This is a genomic window from Vibrio sp. SCSIO 43155 (assembly GCF_023716605.1).
Taxonomy (GTDB): Bacteria; Pseudomonadota; Gammaproteobacteria; order Enterobacterales; family Vibrionaceae; genus Vibrio; species Vibrio harveyi.
Genome location: NZ_CP071852.1, coordinates 3,081,859 through 3,097,749, shown reverse-complemented (window position 1 = coordinate 3,097,749; position 15,891 = coordinate 3,081,859). Strand labels below are relative to the sequence as shown.

20 protein-coding genes are annotated in these 15,891 nt (G+C 45.9%); 8 read left to right on the top strand and 12 right to left on the bottom strand.

Going from position 1 to position 15,891, the window contains the following annotated elements; all coding sequences use genetic code 11:
• Positions 1-38: 38 nt before the first annotated feature.
• The gene (gene yjgA / locus J4N44_RS14795; RefSeq protein WP_005444375.1) at positions 39-563 is read right to left on the bottom strand and encodes a ribosome biogenesis factor YjgA; all 525 of its coding nucleotides are present in this window, start codon (positions 561-563) and stop codon (positions 39-41) included.
• A 110-nt stretch (positions 564-673) separates the two neighbouring features.
• On the opposite strand from yjgA, the gene pmbA reads away from it, so the two are divergent.
• The gene (gene pmbA, locus J4N44_RS14790) at positions 674-2,017 is read left to right on the top strand and encodes a metalloprotease PmbA (protein ID WP_005444376.1); all 1,344 of its coding nucleotides are present in this window, start codon (positions 674-676) and stop codon (positions 2,015-2,017) included.
• A gap of 83 nt (positions 2,018-2,100) precedes the next feature.
• On the opposite strand, the gene mgtE is transcribed toward pmbA, so the two are convergent.
• The 11 genes from mgtE to J4N44_RS14735 all read right to left on the bottom strand — a co-directional run bounded on the left by mgtE (position 2,101) and on the right by J4N44_RS14735 (position 10,885).
• Positions 2,101-3,456 (bottom strand): magnesium transporter, encoded by a 1,356-nt coding sequence (gene mgtE / locus J4N44_RS14785; protein WP_005444378.1) that lies wholly within the window; start codon positions 3,454-3,456, stop codon positions 2,101-2,103.
• A gap of 166 nt (positions 3,457-3,622) precedes the next feature.
• Entirely contained in the window at positions 3,623-3,898 is a 276-nt protein-coding gene (locus J4N44_RS14780) for an HPr family phosphocarrier protein (RefSeq protein ID WP_005442213.1), read from the bottom strand.
• A gap of 2 nt (positions 3,899-3,900) precedes the next feature.
• Positions 3,901-4,764: an RNase adapter RapZ gene (gene rapZ / locus J4N44_RS14775; protein WP_005444380.1), complete on the bottom strand. Its 864-nt coding sequence runs from the start codon at positions 4,762-4,764 to the stop codon at positions 3,901-3,903.
• Between the two features lie 14 nt (positions 4,765-4,778).
• Positions 4,779-5,225, bottom strand: a complete 447-nt coding sequence (gene ptsN / locus J4N44_RS14770; protein ID WP_005444382.1) for a PTS IIA-like nitrogen regulatory protein PtsN — start codon at positions 5,223-5,225, stop codon at positions 4,779-4,781.
• Positions 5,226-5,227: 2 nt separating this feature from the next.
• Entirely contained in the window at positions 5,228-5,515 is a 288-nt protein-coding gene (gene hpf / locus J4N44_RS14765) for a ribosome hibernation promoting factor (protein WP_005444384.1), read from the bottom strand.
• Between the two features lie 24 nt (positions 5,516-5,539).
• Positions 5,540-7,006 carry an RNA polymerase factor sigma-54 gene (locus J4N44_RS14760; RefSeq protein ID WP_005444386.1) on the bottom strand — a complete coding sequence of 489 codons (1,467 nt, stop codon included), beginning with the start codon at positions 7,004-7,006 and terminating at the stop codon, positions 5,540-5,542.
• A gap of 50 nt (positions 7,007-7,056) precedes the next feature.
• A complete protein-coding gene (lptB, locus tag J4N44_RS14755) occupies positions 7,057-7,782 on the bottom strand; it encodes an LPS export ABC transporter ATP-binding protein (RefSeq protein ID WP_005444387.1) in 726 nt (241 codons plus the stop codon).
• A gap of 1 nt (position 7,783) precedes the next feature.
• A complete protein-coding gene (gene lptA, locus J4N44_RS14750) occupies positions 7,784-8,278 on the bottom strand; it encodes a lipopolysaccharide transport periplasmic protein LptA (RefSeq protein WP_005444389.1) in 495 nt (164 codons plus the stop codon).
• Positions 8,259-8,822, bottom strand: coding sequence for an LPS export ABC transporter periplasmic protein LptC (gene lptC, locus J4N44_RS14745; RefSeq protein WP_005444391.1), 564 nt, complete (start codon positions 8,820-8,822; stop codon positions 8,259-8,261). The genes lptA and lptC overlap by 20 nt, the downstream gene beginning before the upstream one ends.
• 90 nt (positions 8,823-8,912) lie before the next feature.
• Positions 8,913-9,884 carry an arabinose-5-phosphate isomerase KdsD gene (kdsD, locus tag J4N44_RS14740; RefSeq protein WP_017187891.1) on the bottom strand — a complete coding sequence of 324 codons (972 nt, stop codon included), beginning with the start codon at positions 9,882-9,884 and terminating at the stop codon, positions 8,913-8,915.
• 35 nt (positions 9,885-9,919) lie between these two features.
• Complete coding sequence (locus J4N44_RS14735) at positions 9,920-10,885, bottom strand: calcium/sodium antiporter (RefSeq protein WP_005444395.1); 966 nt, start codon at positions 10,883-10,885, stop codon at positions 9,920-9,922.
• A 399-nt stretch (positions 10,886-11,284) separates the two neighbouring features.
• On the opposite strand from J4N44_RS14735, the gene mlaF reads away from it, so the two are divergent.
• From mlaF to murA, 7 genes are read left to right on the top strand one after another with little or no spacing between them, the layout of a single operon-like run.
• Complete coding sequence (gene mlaF / locus J4N44_RS14730) at positions 11,285-12,088, top strand: phospholipid ABC transporter ATP-binding protein MlaF (RefSeq protein ID WP_005444397.1); 804 nt, start codon at positions 11,285-11,287, stop codon at positions 12,086-12,088.
• Complete coding sequence (gene mlaE / locus J4N44_RS14725) at positions 12,078-12,869, top strand: lipid asymmetry maintenance ABC transporter permease subunit MlaE (protein ID WP_252044595.1); 792 nt, start codon at positions 12,078-12,080, stop codon at positions 12,867-12,869. Before mlaF ends, mlaE begins: the two co-directional genes overlap by 11 nt.
• A gap of 2 nt (positions 12,870-12,871) precedes the next feature.
• Entirely contained in the window at positions 12,872-13,369 is a 498-nt protein-coding gene (gene mlaD / locus J4N44_RS14720) for an outer membrane lipid asymmetry maintenance protein MlaD (protein WP_005436386.1), read from the top strand.
• Between the two features lie 3 nt (positions 13,370-13,372).
• Positions 13,373-14,011, top strand: coding sequence for a phospholipid-binding protein MlaC (mlaC, locus tag J4N44_RS14715; protein ID WP_005444401.1), 639 nt, complete (start codon positions 13,373-13,375; stop codon positions 14,009-14,011).
• Positions 14,011-14,331 carry an STAS domain-containing protein gene (locus J4N44_RS14710; protein ID WP_005444403.1) on the top strand — a complete coding sequence of 107 codons (321 nt, stop codon included), beginning with the start codon at positions 14,011-14,013 and terminating at the stop codon, positions 14,329-14,331. The genes mlaC and J4N44_RS14710 overlap by 1 nt, the downstream gene beginning before the upstream one ends.
• A gap of 3 nt (positions 14,332-14,334) precedes the next feature.
• A complete protein-coding gene (gene ibaG, locus J4N44_RS14705; protein ID WP_005432865.1) occupies positions 14,335-14,589 on the top strand; it encodes a BolA family iron metabolism protein IbaG in 255 nt (84 codons plus the stop codon).
• 9 nt (positions 14,590-14,598) lie between these two features.
• Positions 14,599-15,864, top strand: a complete 1,266-nt coding sequence (murA, locus tag J4N44_RS14700; RefSeq protein ID WP_005444406.1) for a UDP-N-acetylglucosamine 1-carboxyvinyltransferase — start codon at positions 14,599-14,601, stop codon at positions 15,862-15,864.
• Positions 15,865-15,891 lie beyond the last annotated feature (27 nt).

Genomic DNA, 15,891 nt, shown 5'->3' with positions numbered 1-15,891 from the left:
GACTCACAGGTCTGCTTTTTACTTTCTTAAGCGTTGAATTACATTTCTTCTTCAAATGCTTTCAGAATTTGGAAGATTTCACGGTAAGATTTTGCTGGTTTACCGGCTTTCTTCTCTTTTGCTGCTTGGCGAGCAAGTTGGCGTAGACGTTGACGATCCGCTTCTGGGTACAGTTCCATTACGTCATCAATCGCTTTATCGCCTTCTTCTACAACGCGGTCACGCAGCGCTTCTAGCTTGTGCAGAGCAGCTGTCGCTTGTGAGTGCTTGTTGCGGATTTTATCCAGAGCCGCTTGAATTGGTTCTGGATCTTCGTAGCGCATTAGCTTACCAATGCGTTGTAGCTGACGACGACGTGCTTCGTTTTTAAAGCGTTGTGCATCAGCAACCGCTTCGCGCAGTTCTTCGCTCAATGGAAACTTTTCTAGAACCGCCGGCTTAAGACCAACTAGCTCTTCACCAAGCTTTTGCAGCTCTTCCATGTCTCGCTTCATCTCGGATTTACTAACCCAGATGATCTCTTCTTCTGGTTCCCATGGCGCTTTTTGATTCTTACGTGCCATTTCAGTTGCCTGTGTTTTGATTAATATTATGACTATTTTAACAAGAATCGTGGGGAGAAAGCGAAATTCTTGTTATTCTATTGTGCATCGAATACATGATGTGAAAGACAATGGATATTAAACAGCAGGTTGCTGAGCAACGTACCGAGCTAGAACAAGCCGTTTCACGTGCACTAGAAATCGCTGCGGCGAAGTCTGATGCCGCTGAAGTCGCAATCACCAAGAGTACGGGTTTGAGTGTTTCCACTCGCATGGGTGACGTGGAAAACGTTGAATTCAACAGCGATGGCGCACTAGGCATTACTGTCTACCGTGGTCAACGTAAAGGCAGTGCTTCCACATCTGACTTGAGCGAAGCTGCTATTGAGCAAACCGTTCTAGCAGCACTAGACATCGCTCAATACACATCAGAAGACCCGTTCGCAGGTCCTGCTCCAAAAGAATACATGGTGAAAGAGGTGCCAGACTTAGACCTTTTCCACCCAGATGCTCCTGATCCAGACTACGCAGCGCAGGTCGCTATCGCAGCTGAAAAAGAAGCGCTGAACTACAGCGACGCTATTAAGCAAAGCGATGGTGCAAGCTACGATAGTCACTACGGCGTTAAGGTTTACGGTAATAGCCATGGCTTGTTAGCAAGTTACGCATCAAGCCGCCATAGTACTAGCTGTTGTGTGATTGGCGTGGGTCAAAACGGCGAGATGGAACGCGATTACAGCTATACCGTTGCGCGCCATCGTGACGATCTTTGGTCACCAGAAATGGTTGGTCGCAAAGCGGCAGAGAAAACCATCAGTCGCCTTGACGCGCAAAAGCTTAAGACGGGCAAATACCCAGTGATGTTTGCTGCGGACGTAGCGACAGGCTTGATTGGTCACCTAGTGATGGCAATCAGCGGTGGTAACCTGTACCGCAAATCTTCTTTCCTATTGGATCACCTTGGTAAGCAAGTATTGCCGGAGTGGTTCAACATTTCTGAGCGTCCGCACGTACTACGTGGGTTAGCTTCAAGCCCATTCGATAGCGAAGGTGTCTACACGCAAGATCGTGAAATCATCACCGATGGTGTTTTAGCAACCTACTTGCTAACTAGCTATGCCGCTCGCAAGATGAAGATGGACCCAACGGGTCACGCTGGTGGTATCCATAACTGGTATGTGAAGTCGACAGGTCAAAATTTCGAGCAAATGCTAAAAGAGCTGGGCACAGGTTTACTGGTAACAGAAACTATGGGTCAAGGCGTAAACGTTGTAACTGGCGATTACTCTCGCGGCGCAGCGGGTTTCTGGGTTGAGAACGGTGAAATCCAATACCCAGTGTCTGAAATTACCATTGCGGGTAACTTGAAAGATATGTTCAACCAGATTGTTGCTGTGGGCAGCGACGTAGAAACACGCTCGCAAATCCAAACTGGTTCTATCTTGTTGGATACCATGAAGGTTGCTGGTGAATAAGCTTGCTAACCGCTAGATACGAAAAAGCCTGATGTGTTCATCAGGCTTTTTTATTGCTCGTTATTGGCGGTTCGCTACACAGCTTAAATCATTAAGGTTGCGAGACCGAGGAAGACTGATAGACCAATTACGTCCGTTACTGTGGTCAGAGCCATACCACCAGCGAGAGCTGGATCGATGTTCATTTTCTTGAGTAGGATTGGAATGGTAACGCCCGCAATACCTGCCACAAGCAGGTTGGTTAGCATGGCTGCCGAGATAATCCCACCAAGCATCCAGTTTCCTTTCCATGCAACCACAATACCACCGATGATCAGCGCCCACATGATGCCGTTTAGCAAGCCGATAGCCGCCTCTTTCATCAAGAGTTCGCGTTTGTTCGAGTCACCGATATGACCGAGAGCTAAGCCACGGATTACAAGTGCAACGGTTTGGTTACCTGCTACACCACCCATTGAAGGCACGATGGTCATTAGGACAGCAATCGCAGCCATTTGGTCTAGAGTCGCTTCAAACATGTTGGAGACAGAAGCAGCGGCTAGTGCAGCAAGTACGTTGGCACCAAGCCAAATGCTACGTTTACGAGCAGACTTTACCACAGGCGCGAAGGTATCTTCGTCGTCGTCCATACCCGCCATACTCATCATTGAGTGTTCAGCGTCTTCACGGATAACGTCGACTACGTCATCGATGGTGATACGACCGACAAGATGCTGGTTTTCATCCACAACCGGAGCTGATACCCAGTTACGACGTTCAAACAGGCTTGCTACGTCAGAGTCGCTAGTATCAACAGTAATCGCATCATCCGCATCTTCCATCACTTCACTGACTTTGACATCAGGTTGCGTGGTGATCAGCGTGGTGATCGGTAGTTCACCAATCAGTTTGCTGTCATCATCAATCACGTATAGTGCGTCAGTTGCTTCAGGCAGTTCGCCTTTCATACGCAAATAACGCAGGACTACATCCACATCAACGTCACCACGAATGGTGATTACGTCGGTGTTCATCAGTCCACCCGCGGTATCCTCAGGGTAGGATAGGGCGGTTTCGACGCGTAGGCGATCCGCTGAATCCATCTGAGACAGAACTTCGCGTGAGACGTCGTCAGGCAAGCTACGTAGGACGTAAGCCACGTCATCGGTGTCCATGCCTTCCGTCGCTTCTGCAAGCGCTTCGGGAGCCATTTTGGACACAAGACTGTCTTTAACGTCTTCGTTCAGTTCGTCAAGAATCTCACCGTAATCTTCTGGGTCGGTAAGTTGCCAAAGAACCTCACGACTTTTACGCGGCGAAGCTTCTAAAAGGTGGGCGATATCCTCAGGTTCCATGTCCTGTAGTTGGCGACGAACATGGACGAAGCGACCGTTTTCCAGTGCTTCAGTGACTTCTTGGAGGGCTTGGTGAGCTTGGTCGAATTCTATTTGCTCTGCCATTCATTCCTCCTAATTCCTGATATTTACAATGCTTTGAATAATAACTTAATTCTAGGCACCTTTTAATAACAACTTATGAAAGTCGACAAAATTATTTATCGGAATTTAAGCAGGAGGTGAAAGTTATGTGGGATATCTGGCTATAGATAATAAAAAAGCGAGTGAATCACTCGCCTTCATCAAACTTATCTTCAATCAAATGGCAAACAGCATCAAGAGCTTGCTCGGATTGGTCGCCAGTTGCGTGGATAGTCACGTATTGTCCTTGGGCGGACTCCAGCATCAACAACCCCATGACGCTGTCTGCGGTCGCGGTTTTGTCTTCTTCGTTGTCGATGGTGATCACCGCATCGAAGCTTTGCGCCAGCTCTACCAGTTTAACCGCAGCACGAGCGTGCAACCCTAAGCGGTTTTGGATCAGTACTTTACGACTTATTTCCACCGTTATTCCTTAACGTTCTTTTCCAATGAAGTGTGGCGAATTTGTACTTGGTGTCCTTTATCAGCAAAGAACTCACCGATTTTTTGAGTGAGATAAACCGAGCGGTGCTTGCCACCAGTACAACCAATCGCAACTGTAAGGTAGCTGCGGTTGTTTTTCTCTAGTAGAGGTAACCAAGTCTCAATGAAGCTCTCAATTTGGTATTTCAGGTCAAGTACAGACTGATGCTGCTCTAAGAACGCACCGATTGGAGCGTCTAAACCAGTGAGAGGGCGCAGTGCTGGCTCCCAGTGTGGGTTTGGTAGGAAGCGTACATCGAACACGTAATCCGCGTCTGATGGTAAGCCGTACTTGAAACCAAATGATTCAAACACCATCACCAAGTCTTTGCGTTCCCTGCCTTCAACTCGCATGCGTACCGTTTCGCTAAGGTCATGAAGAGATTGACCACTACTGTTCAACACTAAGTCTGCATGAGCTTTTAGTGGCATTAGGATGTCGTGCTCAAGTTCGATAGCTTGATCAAGAGAGAGCGACTGGCTGCCAAGTGACAGTGGGTGAATTCGACGAGTTTCGCTGTAGCGCTTGAGTAGGGTTTCTTTGTTGGCGTCTAAGAAAAGTACTGTCACATCCAGTTCAGCTTTTAGCTTTTCAAGTGTGGTGTTCAGTTCTTTGAGTTTCTTAGGGATATTGCGAATATCGATACTTACTGCCACGTTCTGTTTGCTATCGGAAACCGATTGAACAAACGCATCAAGCAAGTTAACTGGTAGGTTGTCTACACAATAGTAGCCTAAGTCCTCAAGCACACGTAAAGCAACACTCTTCCCGGCACCAGAGTGCCCACTAACAACGATTAATCGCATGGTGATCGTCCTGATTACTGATGAATCATAATGTCGTAGAGTTCTTCATCGCTCTGAGCGTTACGCAAGCTCTTAAGTACTTGCTTGTCGCTTAGGCGTTCTGCCATAGAGGATAATGTTTTGAGGTGCTCTTTGCACTGTTCTTCTGGAACAAGGAGAGCAAAAAGAAGGTCGACAGGTCGATTGTCGATAGCATCAAACTCAATCGCCTCGTCACATTGAAGTAACACCGCGATGGCTTTGTCGCTTGATTGCATTCTTGCGTGGGGGATAGCAATACCGTTACCGATACCAGTACTACCCATTTTTTCTCTGCTGAGCATACACTCAAACAGTTCCGTAGAATCTTGACCCGTGTTCTCAGCAACAATTTGACTGATCATCTCTAGGGCACGTTTCTTACTTGTACAATGGACTGCACTTTTGGTGCAGTCCAGTGACAGTATCTCGCTCAGTTGCATGATTAATGACTGTTTAGTTTTTCTTTGTGCTTGTTAAGTTGACGAACTAATTTATCCACCAGCGAGTCAATTGCTGCATACATATTTTCGTCGTTCGATGACGCGTGGATTTCGCCTTGATTTATGTGGAGTGTAGCTTCCGCTATTTGGTCAAGTTTTTCAACTTTTAGTACCACGTGAACTTGGTTAATGTGGTCGAAGAACCTTTCGAGCTTCTGAAACTTAGATTGAACATAGTCTTGCATTGAATCGGTAAGATCAACGTGATGGCCTTGAATATTGATTTGCATAGACTTTCCTTTTCAGTTGGTGCCTTAAAGTAGGCGTTTACGCTGACTTGAAGGGGCGATACCCAAGGATTCGCGATATTTCGCAATCGTTCGTCTTGCGACTTGAATCCCTTGGTCAGCCAGAAGAGCAGCAATCTTGCTATCACTTAAAGGTTTAGCGGTATTTTCCGCTGCGACCAGTTTCTTGATGAGAGCACGAATTGCTGTGGACGAACATTCTCCACCATTGTCTGTACTGACATGGCTAGAGAAGAAGTACTTCAATTCAAAAATGCCACGTGGTGTGTGCATGAACTTCTGTGTTGTCACACGAGAAATCGTTGATTCATGCATGTCCACTGCCAATGCTACATCGTTTAGTACCATTGGTTTCATGGCTTCTTCACCATACTCGAAGAAATCTTGTTGATGTTCAACAATACATCTTGCAACTTTGAGAAGCGTCTCGTTTCTGCTTTCTAGGCTCTTAATCAGCCATTTTGCCTCTTGCAAATTGCTGCGAATGTACTGGCTATCCGCACTGTTGCCTTTGCCTAGCTGCGCATATTGTTGATTTACTTTTAGTTTTGGAATGCTGTCAGGGTTAATGGATACGGTCCACTTACCATGATCTTTAAATACGGACACATCTGGAATGACGTATTCAGTGTCATCCGGTGTGATGCGACTGCCTGGGCGAGGATCAAGTTGTTGAATTAGCTTCAAGACTTCACGCAGGTCAGCTTCTTTAAGCTTAGTCTCTTTGATGACTAGCTTGTAGTCGCGATTACCAAGGTGATCGATATGATCGCTCAATACCATTTTCGCTTCTGCTAGCCACGGCGTATCTTCTGGGAAGGTCGCTAATTGCAGCAGTAAACATTCTTGTAGGTTGCGGGATGCAACACCAAGCGGGTCAAATTGTTGAATACGCTTACGCACTGCTTCGATTTCATCTAACTCGACTTCCTCATTATTGAAGCTCTCATGGATTTCTTCAGGAGAAAGAGTGAGGTAGCCATAATCATCGACAGCATCGATGATCGCGAGTGCGATGGTGCGGTCTGTTTCACTGAAAGGCGTGAGATCTAATTGCCACATGAGGTAATCATGCAGTGATTCAGTGGTTTCACCTTGGTAGACCGGCATGTCGTCATCAAGCGCTAGACCTGTACTGCCAGTGTTAGCGCTGTAAACGTCATCCCAGGTGGTATCGATTTCTAGTTCAGAACTGATTTCAGATTTTTCAATTACGTCTGAACTGTCTGGAAGATCGGGTTCTGAGGTGTCGTTGGCACTGGCTTCAGCGGCTTCGGATGCTGACTTATCTTCACCATTTACTTGAGGTTCATCGTGACCTTCTTCAACTTCCAATAGCGGGTTGGAATCCAGCGCTTCTTGAATTTCTTGTTGAAGATCGAGCGTCGACAATTGCAACAAACGGATGGCTTGTTGCAGCTGCGGCGTCATGGCTAACTGTTGACCTAGCTTGAGTTGTAATGAAGGTTTCATTCAGTGTTACTTACCTTGTAATGCTCAGAATCTTACCGTTCCTAATGTAATCATAGACGGAATTGTTCGCCGAGATAAACTTGTTTCACCTGCTCGTTATTGAGAACTTCATCCGGAGTTCCCGATGCGATGAGATGTCCTTGGCTTACGATATAGGCTTTTTCACATACGTCCAAGGTTTCACGAACGTTGTGGTCAGTGATCAGTACACCAAGACCGCGATCGCGCAGGTGTTCGATGATTTTTTTGATGTCGTTAACCGAAATAGGGTCAACACCCGCAAATGGTTCATCCAGCAAAATGAACTGAGGGTTAGCAGCTAGTGCTCGCGCGATTTCTACACGGCGGCGCTCACCACCCGATAGTGCCATACCCGCACTGGTGCGTATGTGCTGTATGTGGAATTCTTCTAACAAATCTTCCAGCTTATCTTGACGCTCTTCTCGCGTTAACTCTTGACGAGTTTCCAGAACCGCCATGATGTTGTCTTCAACCGACAGCTTACGGAAGATGGAGGCTTCCTGTGGCAGGTAACCGATACCCATACGAGAGCGGCTATGCATCGGCAGAATACTGATGTCTTGGTTGTCGATTGTAATGGTGCCTTCGTCACGTGGTACCAAGCCAACGATCATATAAAACGATGTGGTTTTACCCGCACCGTTAGGACCCAATAGACCGACAATCTGACCAGACTCTACTTCAAGGCTTACATCAGTTACCACCTTGCGTTTTTTGTAGCTTTTAGCAAGGTTCTTTGCACTTAGTACTGCCATATTAGTTCTCGACTTGGTTCGGTTGCAGGATGGTTGTTACGCGCTCATCCTTCGAGCTGTCAGCGACTAGCTTCTGTTGACCAATTTGGTAACGAATTGACGAACCTTTGATGGTGTTTCCGTCTTGAGCCAGTTGCGCTTGACCTTTCATGGTCAATTCATCAGTAGAAATACGGTAGTCTAACTCAGTCGCCTGACCACTGAGCGTTTTGCCATCGTCCATTAACTGAGAAAAGGTAGCTGGTTTGCCAAATGCTTGGATCTGTTTGATAGACTCGGTTTTAGGATCGCGAGTCACCACGATTCTATCAGCATCGATATTGATGCTACCTTGCTTAAGCGATACATCCCCTTTGAAGATCACCTGATTACTCTTCATGTCCACTTGTTGAGTGTCTGAATTAATGTAAACCGGCTGTTGTGTATCCGACTTAAGTGCTAACGCTTGTGGCGCTGCTAAAACCAATGCCAATAGGCTAAGGTGTAACGGTTTCATATCGACCTTGAACTTCATCAGTTAGAGTCGCAGTGTGAGCCTTTAAGTTGCCCTGCATTGCGCCCCCAGTAGTTTCAAATTGCGGTCCAACCAACATCACTTGTTGATCGGCTTTAAAATCACGATTGGTTAGATTAATCACCAATTTGTCTGTCGCCATGGTATCGAAACTTGCACCAGGCAAAAGGTTTTGCATCAGTACGTTGTCGTACAGCGTCAGAATTTGGTCTTCATCTAAGACTGCTCTGGTTGCAGTCACCTTCCACTCAACCACACTACCTTCGCGGTACACCATGAGTGTTGGGCTCTTAAATATCGTGTCTCCACTTTTGGCATAATGATCCAAATTAGTGGAACGGATGATGTAACTGCGGACACCATCTTCACCATAAGTGATGTTTTCTAGTCCAGTACCACTGAACATAGGCAGTTCTAAATTTGGTGCTACTTGGATATTTTCATTGCTTTTTGGCGTCATGAGGTAATAACCGCACCACGCAACAACAAAAATCAAGAGCAAATAAATAAGGCGAGTAAAACTCATAAAATAAAGGCCTTTATCTTAGCTCAGTACTTCCCTGACCATTGCCTTAATCTGTTAAATCAATCGTTAAGTCTTTTTGGTGACGCGATATTACATCACGCCAGCCTTTAATAAATCATGCATATTCAGTGCGCCGACAATTTTATTGTCATCACACAAGATCAGAGCATTGATGTTTTTGTCTTGCATCAGGTTTAAGCCTTCTACTGCCAGCATCTCAGGATGGGCGGTAGTTGGGTTTTTCGTCATCACTTCACCAATGGCTGTGGTATGGATATCAATGCGTTTATCTAACGTACGACGTAAATCGCCATCAGTGAATATACCAAGCATAGCATCGTGCTCATCGACGATAGCGGTCATGCCTAAGCCTTTTTCCGAAATCTCAAGCAGTGCGTCACGAATTAAAGCATCTGGTGACACTTTTGGTAGCGAATTACCAAAGTGCATAATATCAGACAGCTTAAGCAGCAATTTTCTTCCCAAGGCGCCACCTGGATGTGATAACGCAAAATCTTCTGCAGAGAACCCTCGAGCTTGGAGAAGTGCAACTGCCAGTGCATCGCCCATAACCAACGTTGCCGTGGTGCTGCTGGTTGGAGCAAGACCAAGCGGACAAGCTTCTTTTGGTACAGTAATTTGCAAGTGGAGATCGGACAGTTTCGCCATGTTAGATTCCGGCTTACCTGTCATGCTGATGATCTTAATGTTCAAGCGTTTCAAAACAGGGAACAGAGATAAAATCTCATGCGATTCACCTGAGTTTGAAATGGCGATAACAATGTCGCCAGCACTGATCATACCGAGATCACCGTGAGCCGCTTCACCTGGGTGAACAAAAAATGCAGAGGTACCTGTGCTTGCAAGCGTAGCGGCAATCTTATTGCCAATGTGACCTGACTTGCCCATACCCATCACGACAACCTTGCCGTTGTTGGAAAGAATCAATTCGCAAGCTTGCTCAAACTGCGCATCAAAGTATTGGTCTAGCTGTTGTAGTGCTTTCACTTCGATATCGAGTACTTGTTTAGCAGCAGCGCGAAAATCAAATTGAGTGGACATATCAGTGCTCCAATTTGTCTTTACTTATTATGTTATTAAGCAGCCATGTTTGCGAATAGGTAAACTTGGTAAGCCAAGAAACACACAAACAAAATGCCACCTTCAATGCGGTTGATGCTACGAGATTTACCCAAGCACATCGCTACAAGTAGTAGAGATACACCCAGCATTACCCAGAAATCACGCCCCATTGCATATTCGCTTAGCATTGATGGATTAATAATGCCCGGTAGACCCATTACCGCAAGAATGTTGAATACGTTTGAGCCGATGATGTTACCAACTGCCATATCGTCTTCGCCCTTTAGAACACCAGCAAGAGAAGCTGCCAGCTCAGGAAGACTAGTACCAATGGCAATAATGGTTAAACCGATCACGAGGTCACTCATGCCAAAGTACTTCGCAATGATCACGGCGTTATCAACCAACATACTTGCTGCCAAAGGAAGCAGTATCAGACCGATCACTACCCACATCACCGCTTTTGAGTTGCTCACGCCTTCTGGTACTTCAGACTCTTGATCTTCAACAAACGCATCACCCGCTTTTTGCTCTTTACGGCTAATTTGCAACATTGCAAACAAGAAACCACCAAACAGAATGAACAGCAGCACGCCTTCGTAAAAACCTAAATGGCTATCCCATAGCAAAATACCCGCCAATACGGTTACTGCTATCATCAAAGGCAGTTCACGGCGAATAACTGCAGAACTGATAGAAAGGGGCTTAATAAGCGCTGTAATACCTAGGATTAAAGCAATGTTGGCAATGTTGGAACCCAATACGTTACCAACGGCAGTATCGGTTTTTCCATCCCATGCTGCTGTCGCCGAAACCATCATTTCCGGCGCAGATGAACCCATTGCTAGGATTGTCATACCGATCACTAGAGGTGAAATACCGACGTTGCGGGCCAGAGCGGCAGAGCCAAAAACAAGTTTATCTGCACTCCAAACAAGTAAAACAAGACCGACGATAAGCAACGCAACGGCTTCGAGCATGATGATTCCTAAGTAATAAAATAAGTGAAATGAGTAACCGCTAATTTTGACCTTTTGCGGCCAAAAATGGAAGATAAACAACAAATAAATTAAAGGTTAGTAACGAAATTGTGTTTAATTGTTGCTCATTCACTTGTCTGTTGGAATACGGCTATTCTGGAATGGGATTTAAACACCTTCCTTGGGTTTCGTCATATTTTATGCTGAATTGCTTGAATTTCGTCGGCTTTATTTAATCGAACAGTGCTTTTAATTCAGGTTCATTGTGCTTATGATTGCAGCCTAATAAGTGTACCGAAGTCACTTTAGGATATTCTCGACGTAATATCTTGAAAACAATCGGGGTTGAGTTGGATTGCAACTCTGTGAGAACCGCTCACAACTAGTAGAAGAGATAGTATGTCGAACAACGATTTAGTTACCGTTAACAATCTCACTTTTTCACGTGGAGAGCGCAAGATCTTCGATGGCATTGATCTGCATGTGCCAAAAGGAAAAGTGACGGCCATTATGGGACCGTCGGGGATTGGTAAAACGACACTGCTGCGCCTTATTGGTGGGCAGATTTATCCCGAGCAAGGGGAGATCTGGTTTGATGGCGATAATATTCCATCCCTGTCTCGTAAAAAGCTTTATCAAGCACGCAAAAAAATGAGCATGTTGTTCCAGTCGGGAGCTTTGTTTACTGACTTGAATGTGTTCGACAATGTGGCGTTTCCTTTGCGTGAACACACGGAACTTTCCGAAGAATTAATTCGTACCATGGTGCTTCTAAAGCTTGAAGCGGTCGGATTACGAGGTGCGGCAGAATTGATGCCAAGTGAGCTTTCCGGCGGCATGGCTCGACGAGCTGCACTAGCTCGTGCCATAGCCTTAGACCCAGATCTCATCATGTACGATGAACCTTTTGTTGGGCAGGACCCAATCACTATGGGCGTTTTGGTTGAGCTAATTAGCAACTTGAATCGCGCATTGGGGCTGACTTCAATCGTCGTCTCTCATGATGTGCCTGAAGTGATGAGTATCGCGGATTGGGTCTACTTGATGGCTGATGGCAAAATCATTGCTTTTGGTACGCCACAAGAGTTGATTGATAATCCCGACCCACGTGTGAAGCAATTCTTACAAGGGGAAGCCGATGGTCCCGTGCCGTTTCGCTTTCCTGCTCAAAGTATCGAAAAGGACTTATTTGATGGTCGATAGCTTTATTCAATTTGTCGCTTCATTAGGTAAACGAACATTAACCATCTGTGAAGCCTTTGGTCGTGCGACCTTGATGCTTGTTGGCGCATTAGTGACTCGACCTCAGCCAATCAAGAATTTTCCTCTGTTGATTAAACAGCTTTACTCCGTAGGTGTGCAATCGCTGGCGATCATTGTCGTTTCTGGCTTGTTCATCGGCATGGTGCTTAGCTTGCAAGGTTATGTTGTGCTGGTGGATTACGGAGCAGAAGGCAGCCTGGGTCAAATGGTCGCTCTTTCGCTACTACGTGAGTTAGGACCGGTAGTAACTGCGTTATTGTTTGCTGGTCGCGCTGGCTCAGCACTGACTGCAGAAATTGGGTTGATGAAGGCAACGGAGCAGCTTTCAAGCATGGAAATGATGGCTGTGGATCCACTAAAACGTGTCATCGCACCACGTTTTTGGGCTGGGGCTATCTCAATGCCATTATTAGCTATGATCTTTATGGCAGTTGGTATCTGGGGCGCTCAGCTTGTTGGTGTGGATTGGAAAGGCGTAGACCACGGCAGCTTCTGGGCTGCGATGCAATCTTCAGTGGAATTAGGTCAAGACATCGGTAACAGCATGATCAAATGTATTGTGTTCGCGATTACCGTTACTTGGATCGCTCTATTTAATGGCTATGACGCTATTCCAACTTCGGAAGGGATCAGCCGAGCAACGACGCGCACTGTTGTGCATTCTTCTTTAGCAGTACTGGGACTAGACTTTGTACTGACCGCATTGATGTTTGGGAATTAATCATGCAACAAACACGTAAAACAGAATTATGGGTTGGCAGCTTTGTATTAGCAGGAATTTGCGCGATTCTTGTGATGATTTTTCAGGTTGCTGACGTAAAAAGCATTGGCTCTGGCAATACTTACACCCTGAAAGCCGAGTTCGATAATATTGGTAGCTTGAAAGTACGTTCTCCTGTGAAAGTAGGTGGCGTTGTTATCGGTCGTGTAAGTAACATTACACTTAACCCTGATAGCCTATTACCTGTAGTGAGCTTGTCGATTAACAGCCAATATAACCAATTCCCAGAAACTTCTAGCGTGCAAATTTTGACATCTGGATTGATTGGTGAGCAGTACATTGGCTTGGTACCGGGCTTTGTTTTTGATGATGAAGAAATGCTTGTTGATGGTGACACCATCGAAGACACCAAATCTGCATTGGTACTAGAAGACCTGATCGGTCAGGTTCTATACAGCATTGGTGGCTCAGGCGATTCTGGTGACACGAGTAAGGAATAATCCATGTTTTCTAGACTATTACTTTCTTTCTTAGCAGCATTTACTGCATTTGGAGCCGTTGCTGCTGAAGTAGATAAAACTCAGCCATACCAAATGATGAAGCAGGTTGCAGAAGTGACGTTTGAGCGTCTCAAAGCGGAGCAACCGCAAATCAAAAAAGATCCAAACTTGCTAAAAACCATCGTTGAAGAAGAGCTTATGCCTTATGTCAACGATCGCTATGCGGCATTGAAACTGCTTGGTCCAAACCTAAAAGGGGCGAAGCGTGAAGATGTGGGTGAATTCATCACAGCATTTCGTGCTTACTTGGTGACGTCATACGCGCAAGTATTAACGCAATATACGGATCAACAAATTGAGTTTGGTCCGGAGCCAAAACTGGATCCTTCTAAGCGCATTACTAGCGTCAAGGTTGAAATCATCGACGCACCGCGTCCAAATATCAAACTTGAATTTAAACTGCGCAAAGATAAGAAGACCGGTGAGTGGTTAGCATTCGATATGGTGGCTGAGGGTATTAGCCTACTATCAAGCAAACAATCGGAGTGGAATACACAAATTCGCCAAGAAGGTATTCTTGCGGTCGCTAAAGATTTAGAGAAACTGGCTGCACAGCCAATTCGCTTCGAGGCAGCAAAGTAATGGCACAGTCTCATTCTCAGTGGCATTTACAGGCAGACATTCTTAAGCTTACAGGGGCGCTGGATCGCGATTCGGTGCCGTCTTTGTGGGCGGTGGCACAGCAATGGCGACCTTCTCAAACCGAGCTAGAATGCTCACTCCAAGAGATTGAACGCATCGACTCTGCGGGAATGGTGATGTTAATCCACTTATTAGAGCATGCAAAAAAGCAAAACTGTCATATAATGCTCAGTTTCGTGCCAGCGCAATTGCGCACTTTGTTTCAATTGAGCAACGTTGAATCTTTAGTGGCCAAACATATACAGAATTATCAGGGGTAAATTGTGGATAGCGCAAAAGTACAACAGTTACTAGAAGAAGCATTAAACCTTCAAGAAGTGCATGTAAAAGGTGAAGGGAGCCACTATGAAGTGGTTGCTGTTGATGCTTGTTTCGATGGAATGAGCCGCGTTAAGAAGCAGCAGTTAATTTACGGTCCTCTGATGGATTACATCCAGCGTAACGACATTCACGCGCTATCAATCAAAGCGTTCACTCCAGAAGAGTGGGCTCGTGATAAGAAGCTAATGTCGCTTTAAGGTTTATTGATGGAAAAGTTTCGAGTTATTGGGTCAGATAAACCACTGGTTGGTGAAGTGACCATTTCAGGTGCAAAAAACGCAGCACTGCCGATTTTATTTGCGTCTATCTTGGCGGAAGAGCCAGTAGAAGTGGCAAACGTGCCACACCTTCGTGATATCGACACAACCATGGAACTACTAAAGCGTCTAGGCGCAAAAGTAAGTCGTAATGGTTCCGTTCATGTCGATCCAAGCAGCATTAATGAATACTGCGCTCCTTATGATTTAGTAAAAACCATGCGTGCTTCTATTTGGGCGCTTGGTCCTCTTGTCGCGCGCTTTGGTCAAGGTCAGGTGTCTCTACCTGGCGGTTGTGCTATCGGTGCTCGTCCTGTTGATCTACACATTACTGGTCTAGAACAGCTTGGCGCGACCATCACTCTTGAAGATGGTTACGTTAAAGCAGAAGTCGATGGTCGCCTTAAAGGCGCGCACATCGTGATGGACAAAGTGAGTGTTGGTGCAACCATCACTATCATGTGTGCAGCAGCACTTGCTGAAGGTACGACAACACTAGACAACGCGGCGCGTGAACCTGAAATCGTTGATACGGCTGACTTCCTAAACAAACTTGGCGCGAAAATCTCTGGAGCAGGTACTGACACCATCACTATTGAAGGTGTTGAGCGCTTAGGTGGCGGCAAACATAGCGTTGTGGCTGACCGTATCGAAACAGGTACATTCCTAGTTGCAGCTGCCGTGTCTGGCGGTAAAGTGGTATGTCGCAACACCAATGGTCACCTGCTAGAAGCGGTACTGGCTAAGCTAGAAGAAGCGGGCGCGTTGGTAGAAACTGGTGAAGATTGGATCTCTGTTGATATGACAGATCGCGAGCTGAAAGCTGTGAGCATTCGTACTGCACCACATCCAGGTTTTCCAACGGACATGCAAGCACAATTTACGCTGTTAAACATGATGGCGAAAGGTGGCGGCGTGATCACTGAAACTATCTTTGAAAACCGTTTCATGCACGTGCCTGAATTGATGCGTATGGGCGCGAAAGCGGAAATCGAAGGTAACACAGTAATTTGCGGTGATGTAGATTCTTTAAGTGGTGCACAAGTGATGGCAACTGACTTACGAGCTTCGGCAAGTTTGGTGATTGCTGGTTGTATCGCGAAAGGCGAAACCATCGTTGACCGTATCTACCACATCGACCGTGGTTACGACAAAATCGAAAATAAACTGTCTGCACTTGGTGCAAATATTGAGCGCGTAAGTGAGGCGGGTTAAACTGCATCGCAGTTGACCTAGATATGA

Coding starts and splice junctions, on each gene's coding strand:
- rapZ (WP_005444380.1), bottom strand. CDS start 4,764: ATGCGATTAATCGTTGTTAGTGGGCACTCTGGTGCCGGGAAGAGTGTT.
- mlaF (WP_005444397.1), top strand. CDS start 11,285: ATGTCGAACAACGATTTAGTTACCGTTAACAATCTCACTTTTTCACGT.
- mlaC (WP_005444401.1), top strand. CDS start 13,373: ATGTTTTCTAGACTATTACTTTCTTTCTTAGCAGCATTTACTGCATTT.
- J4N44_RS14735 (WP_005444395.1), bottom strand. CDS start 10,885: ATGCTCGAAGCCGTTGCGTTGCTTATCGTCGGTCTTGTTTTACTTGTT.
- kdsD (WP_017187891.1), bottom strand. CDS start 9,884: ATGTCCACTCAATTTGATTTTCGCGCTGCTGCTAAACAAGTACTCGAT.
- pmbA (WP_005444376.1), top strand. CDS start 674: ATGGATATTAAACAGCAGGTTGCTGAGCAACGTACCGAGCTAGAACAA.
- lptB (WP_005444387.1), bottom strand. CDS start 7,782: ATGGCAGTACTAAGTGCAAAGAACCTTGCTAAAAGCTACAAAAAACGC.
- J4N44_RS14760 (WP_005444386.1), bottom strand. CDS start 7,006: ATGAAACCTTCATTACAACTCAAGCTAGGTCAACAGTTAGCCATGACG.
- mlaE (WP_252044595.1), top strand. CDS start 12,078: ATGGTCGATAGCTTTATTCAATTTGTCGCTTCATTAGGTAAACGAACA.
- lptC (WP_005444391.1), bottom strand. CDS start 8,822: ATGAGTTTTACTCGCCTTATTTATTTGCTCTTGATTTTTGTTGTTGCG.
- lptA (WP_005444389.1), bottom strand. CDS start 8,278: ATGAAACCGTTACACCTTAGCCTATTGGCATTGGTTTTAGCAGCGCCA.
- yjgA (WP_005444375.1), bottom strand. CDS start 563: ATGGCACGTAAGAATCAAAAAGCGCCATGGGAACCAGAAGAAGAGATC.
- murA (WP_005444406.1), top strand. CDS start 14,599: ATGGAAAAGTTTCGAGTTATTGGGTCAGATAAACCACTGGTTGGTGAA.
- J4N44_RS14710 (WP_005444403.1), top strand. CDS start 14,011: ATGGCACAGTCTCATTCTCAGTGGCATTTACAGGCAGACATTCTTAAG.
- hpf (WP_005444384.1), bottom strand. CDS start 5,515: ATGCAAATCAATATTCAAGGCCATCACGTTGATCTTACCGATTCAATG.
- ptsN (WP_005444382.1), bottom strand. CDS start 5,225: ATGCAACTGAGCGAGATACTGTCACTGGACTGCACCAAAAGTGCAGTC.
- mgtE (WP_005444378.1), bottom strand. CDS start 3,456: ATGGCAGAGCAAATAGAATTCGACCAAGCTCACCAAGCCCTCCAAGAA.
- mlaD (WP_005436386.1), top strand. CDS start 12,872: ATGCAACAAACACGTAAAACAGAATTATGGGTTGGCAGCTTTGTATTA.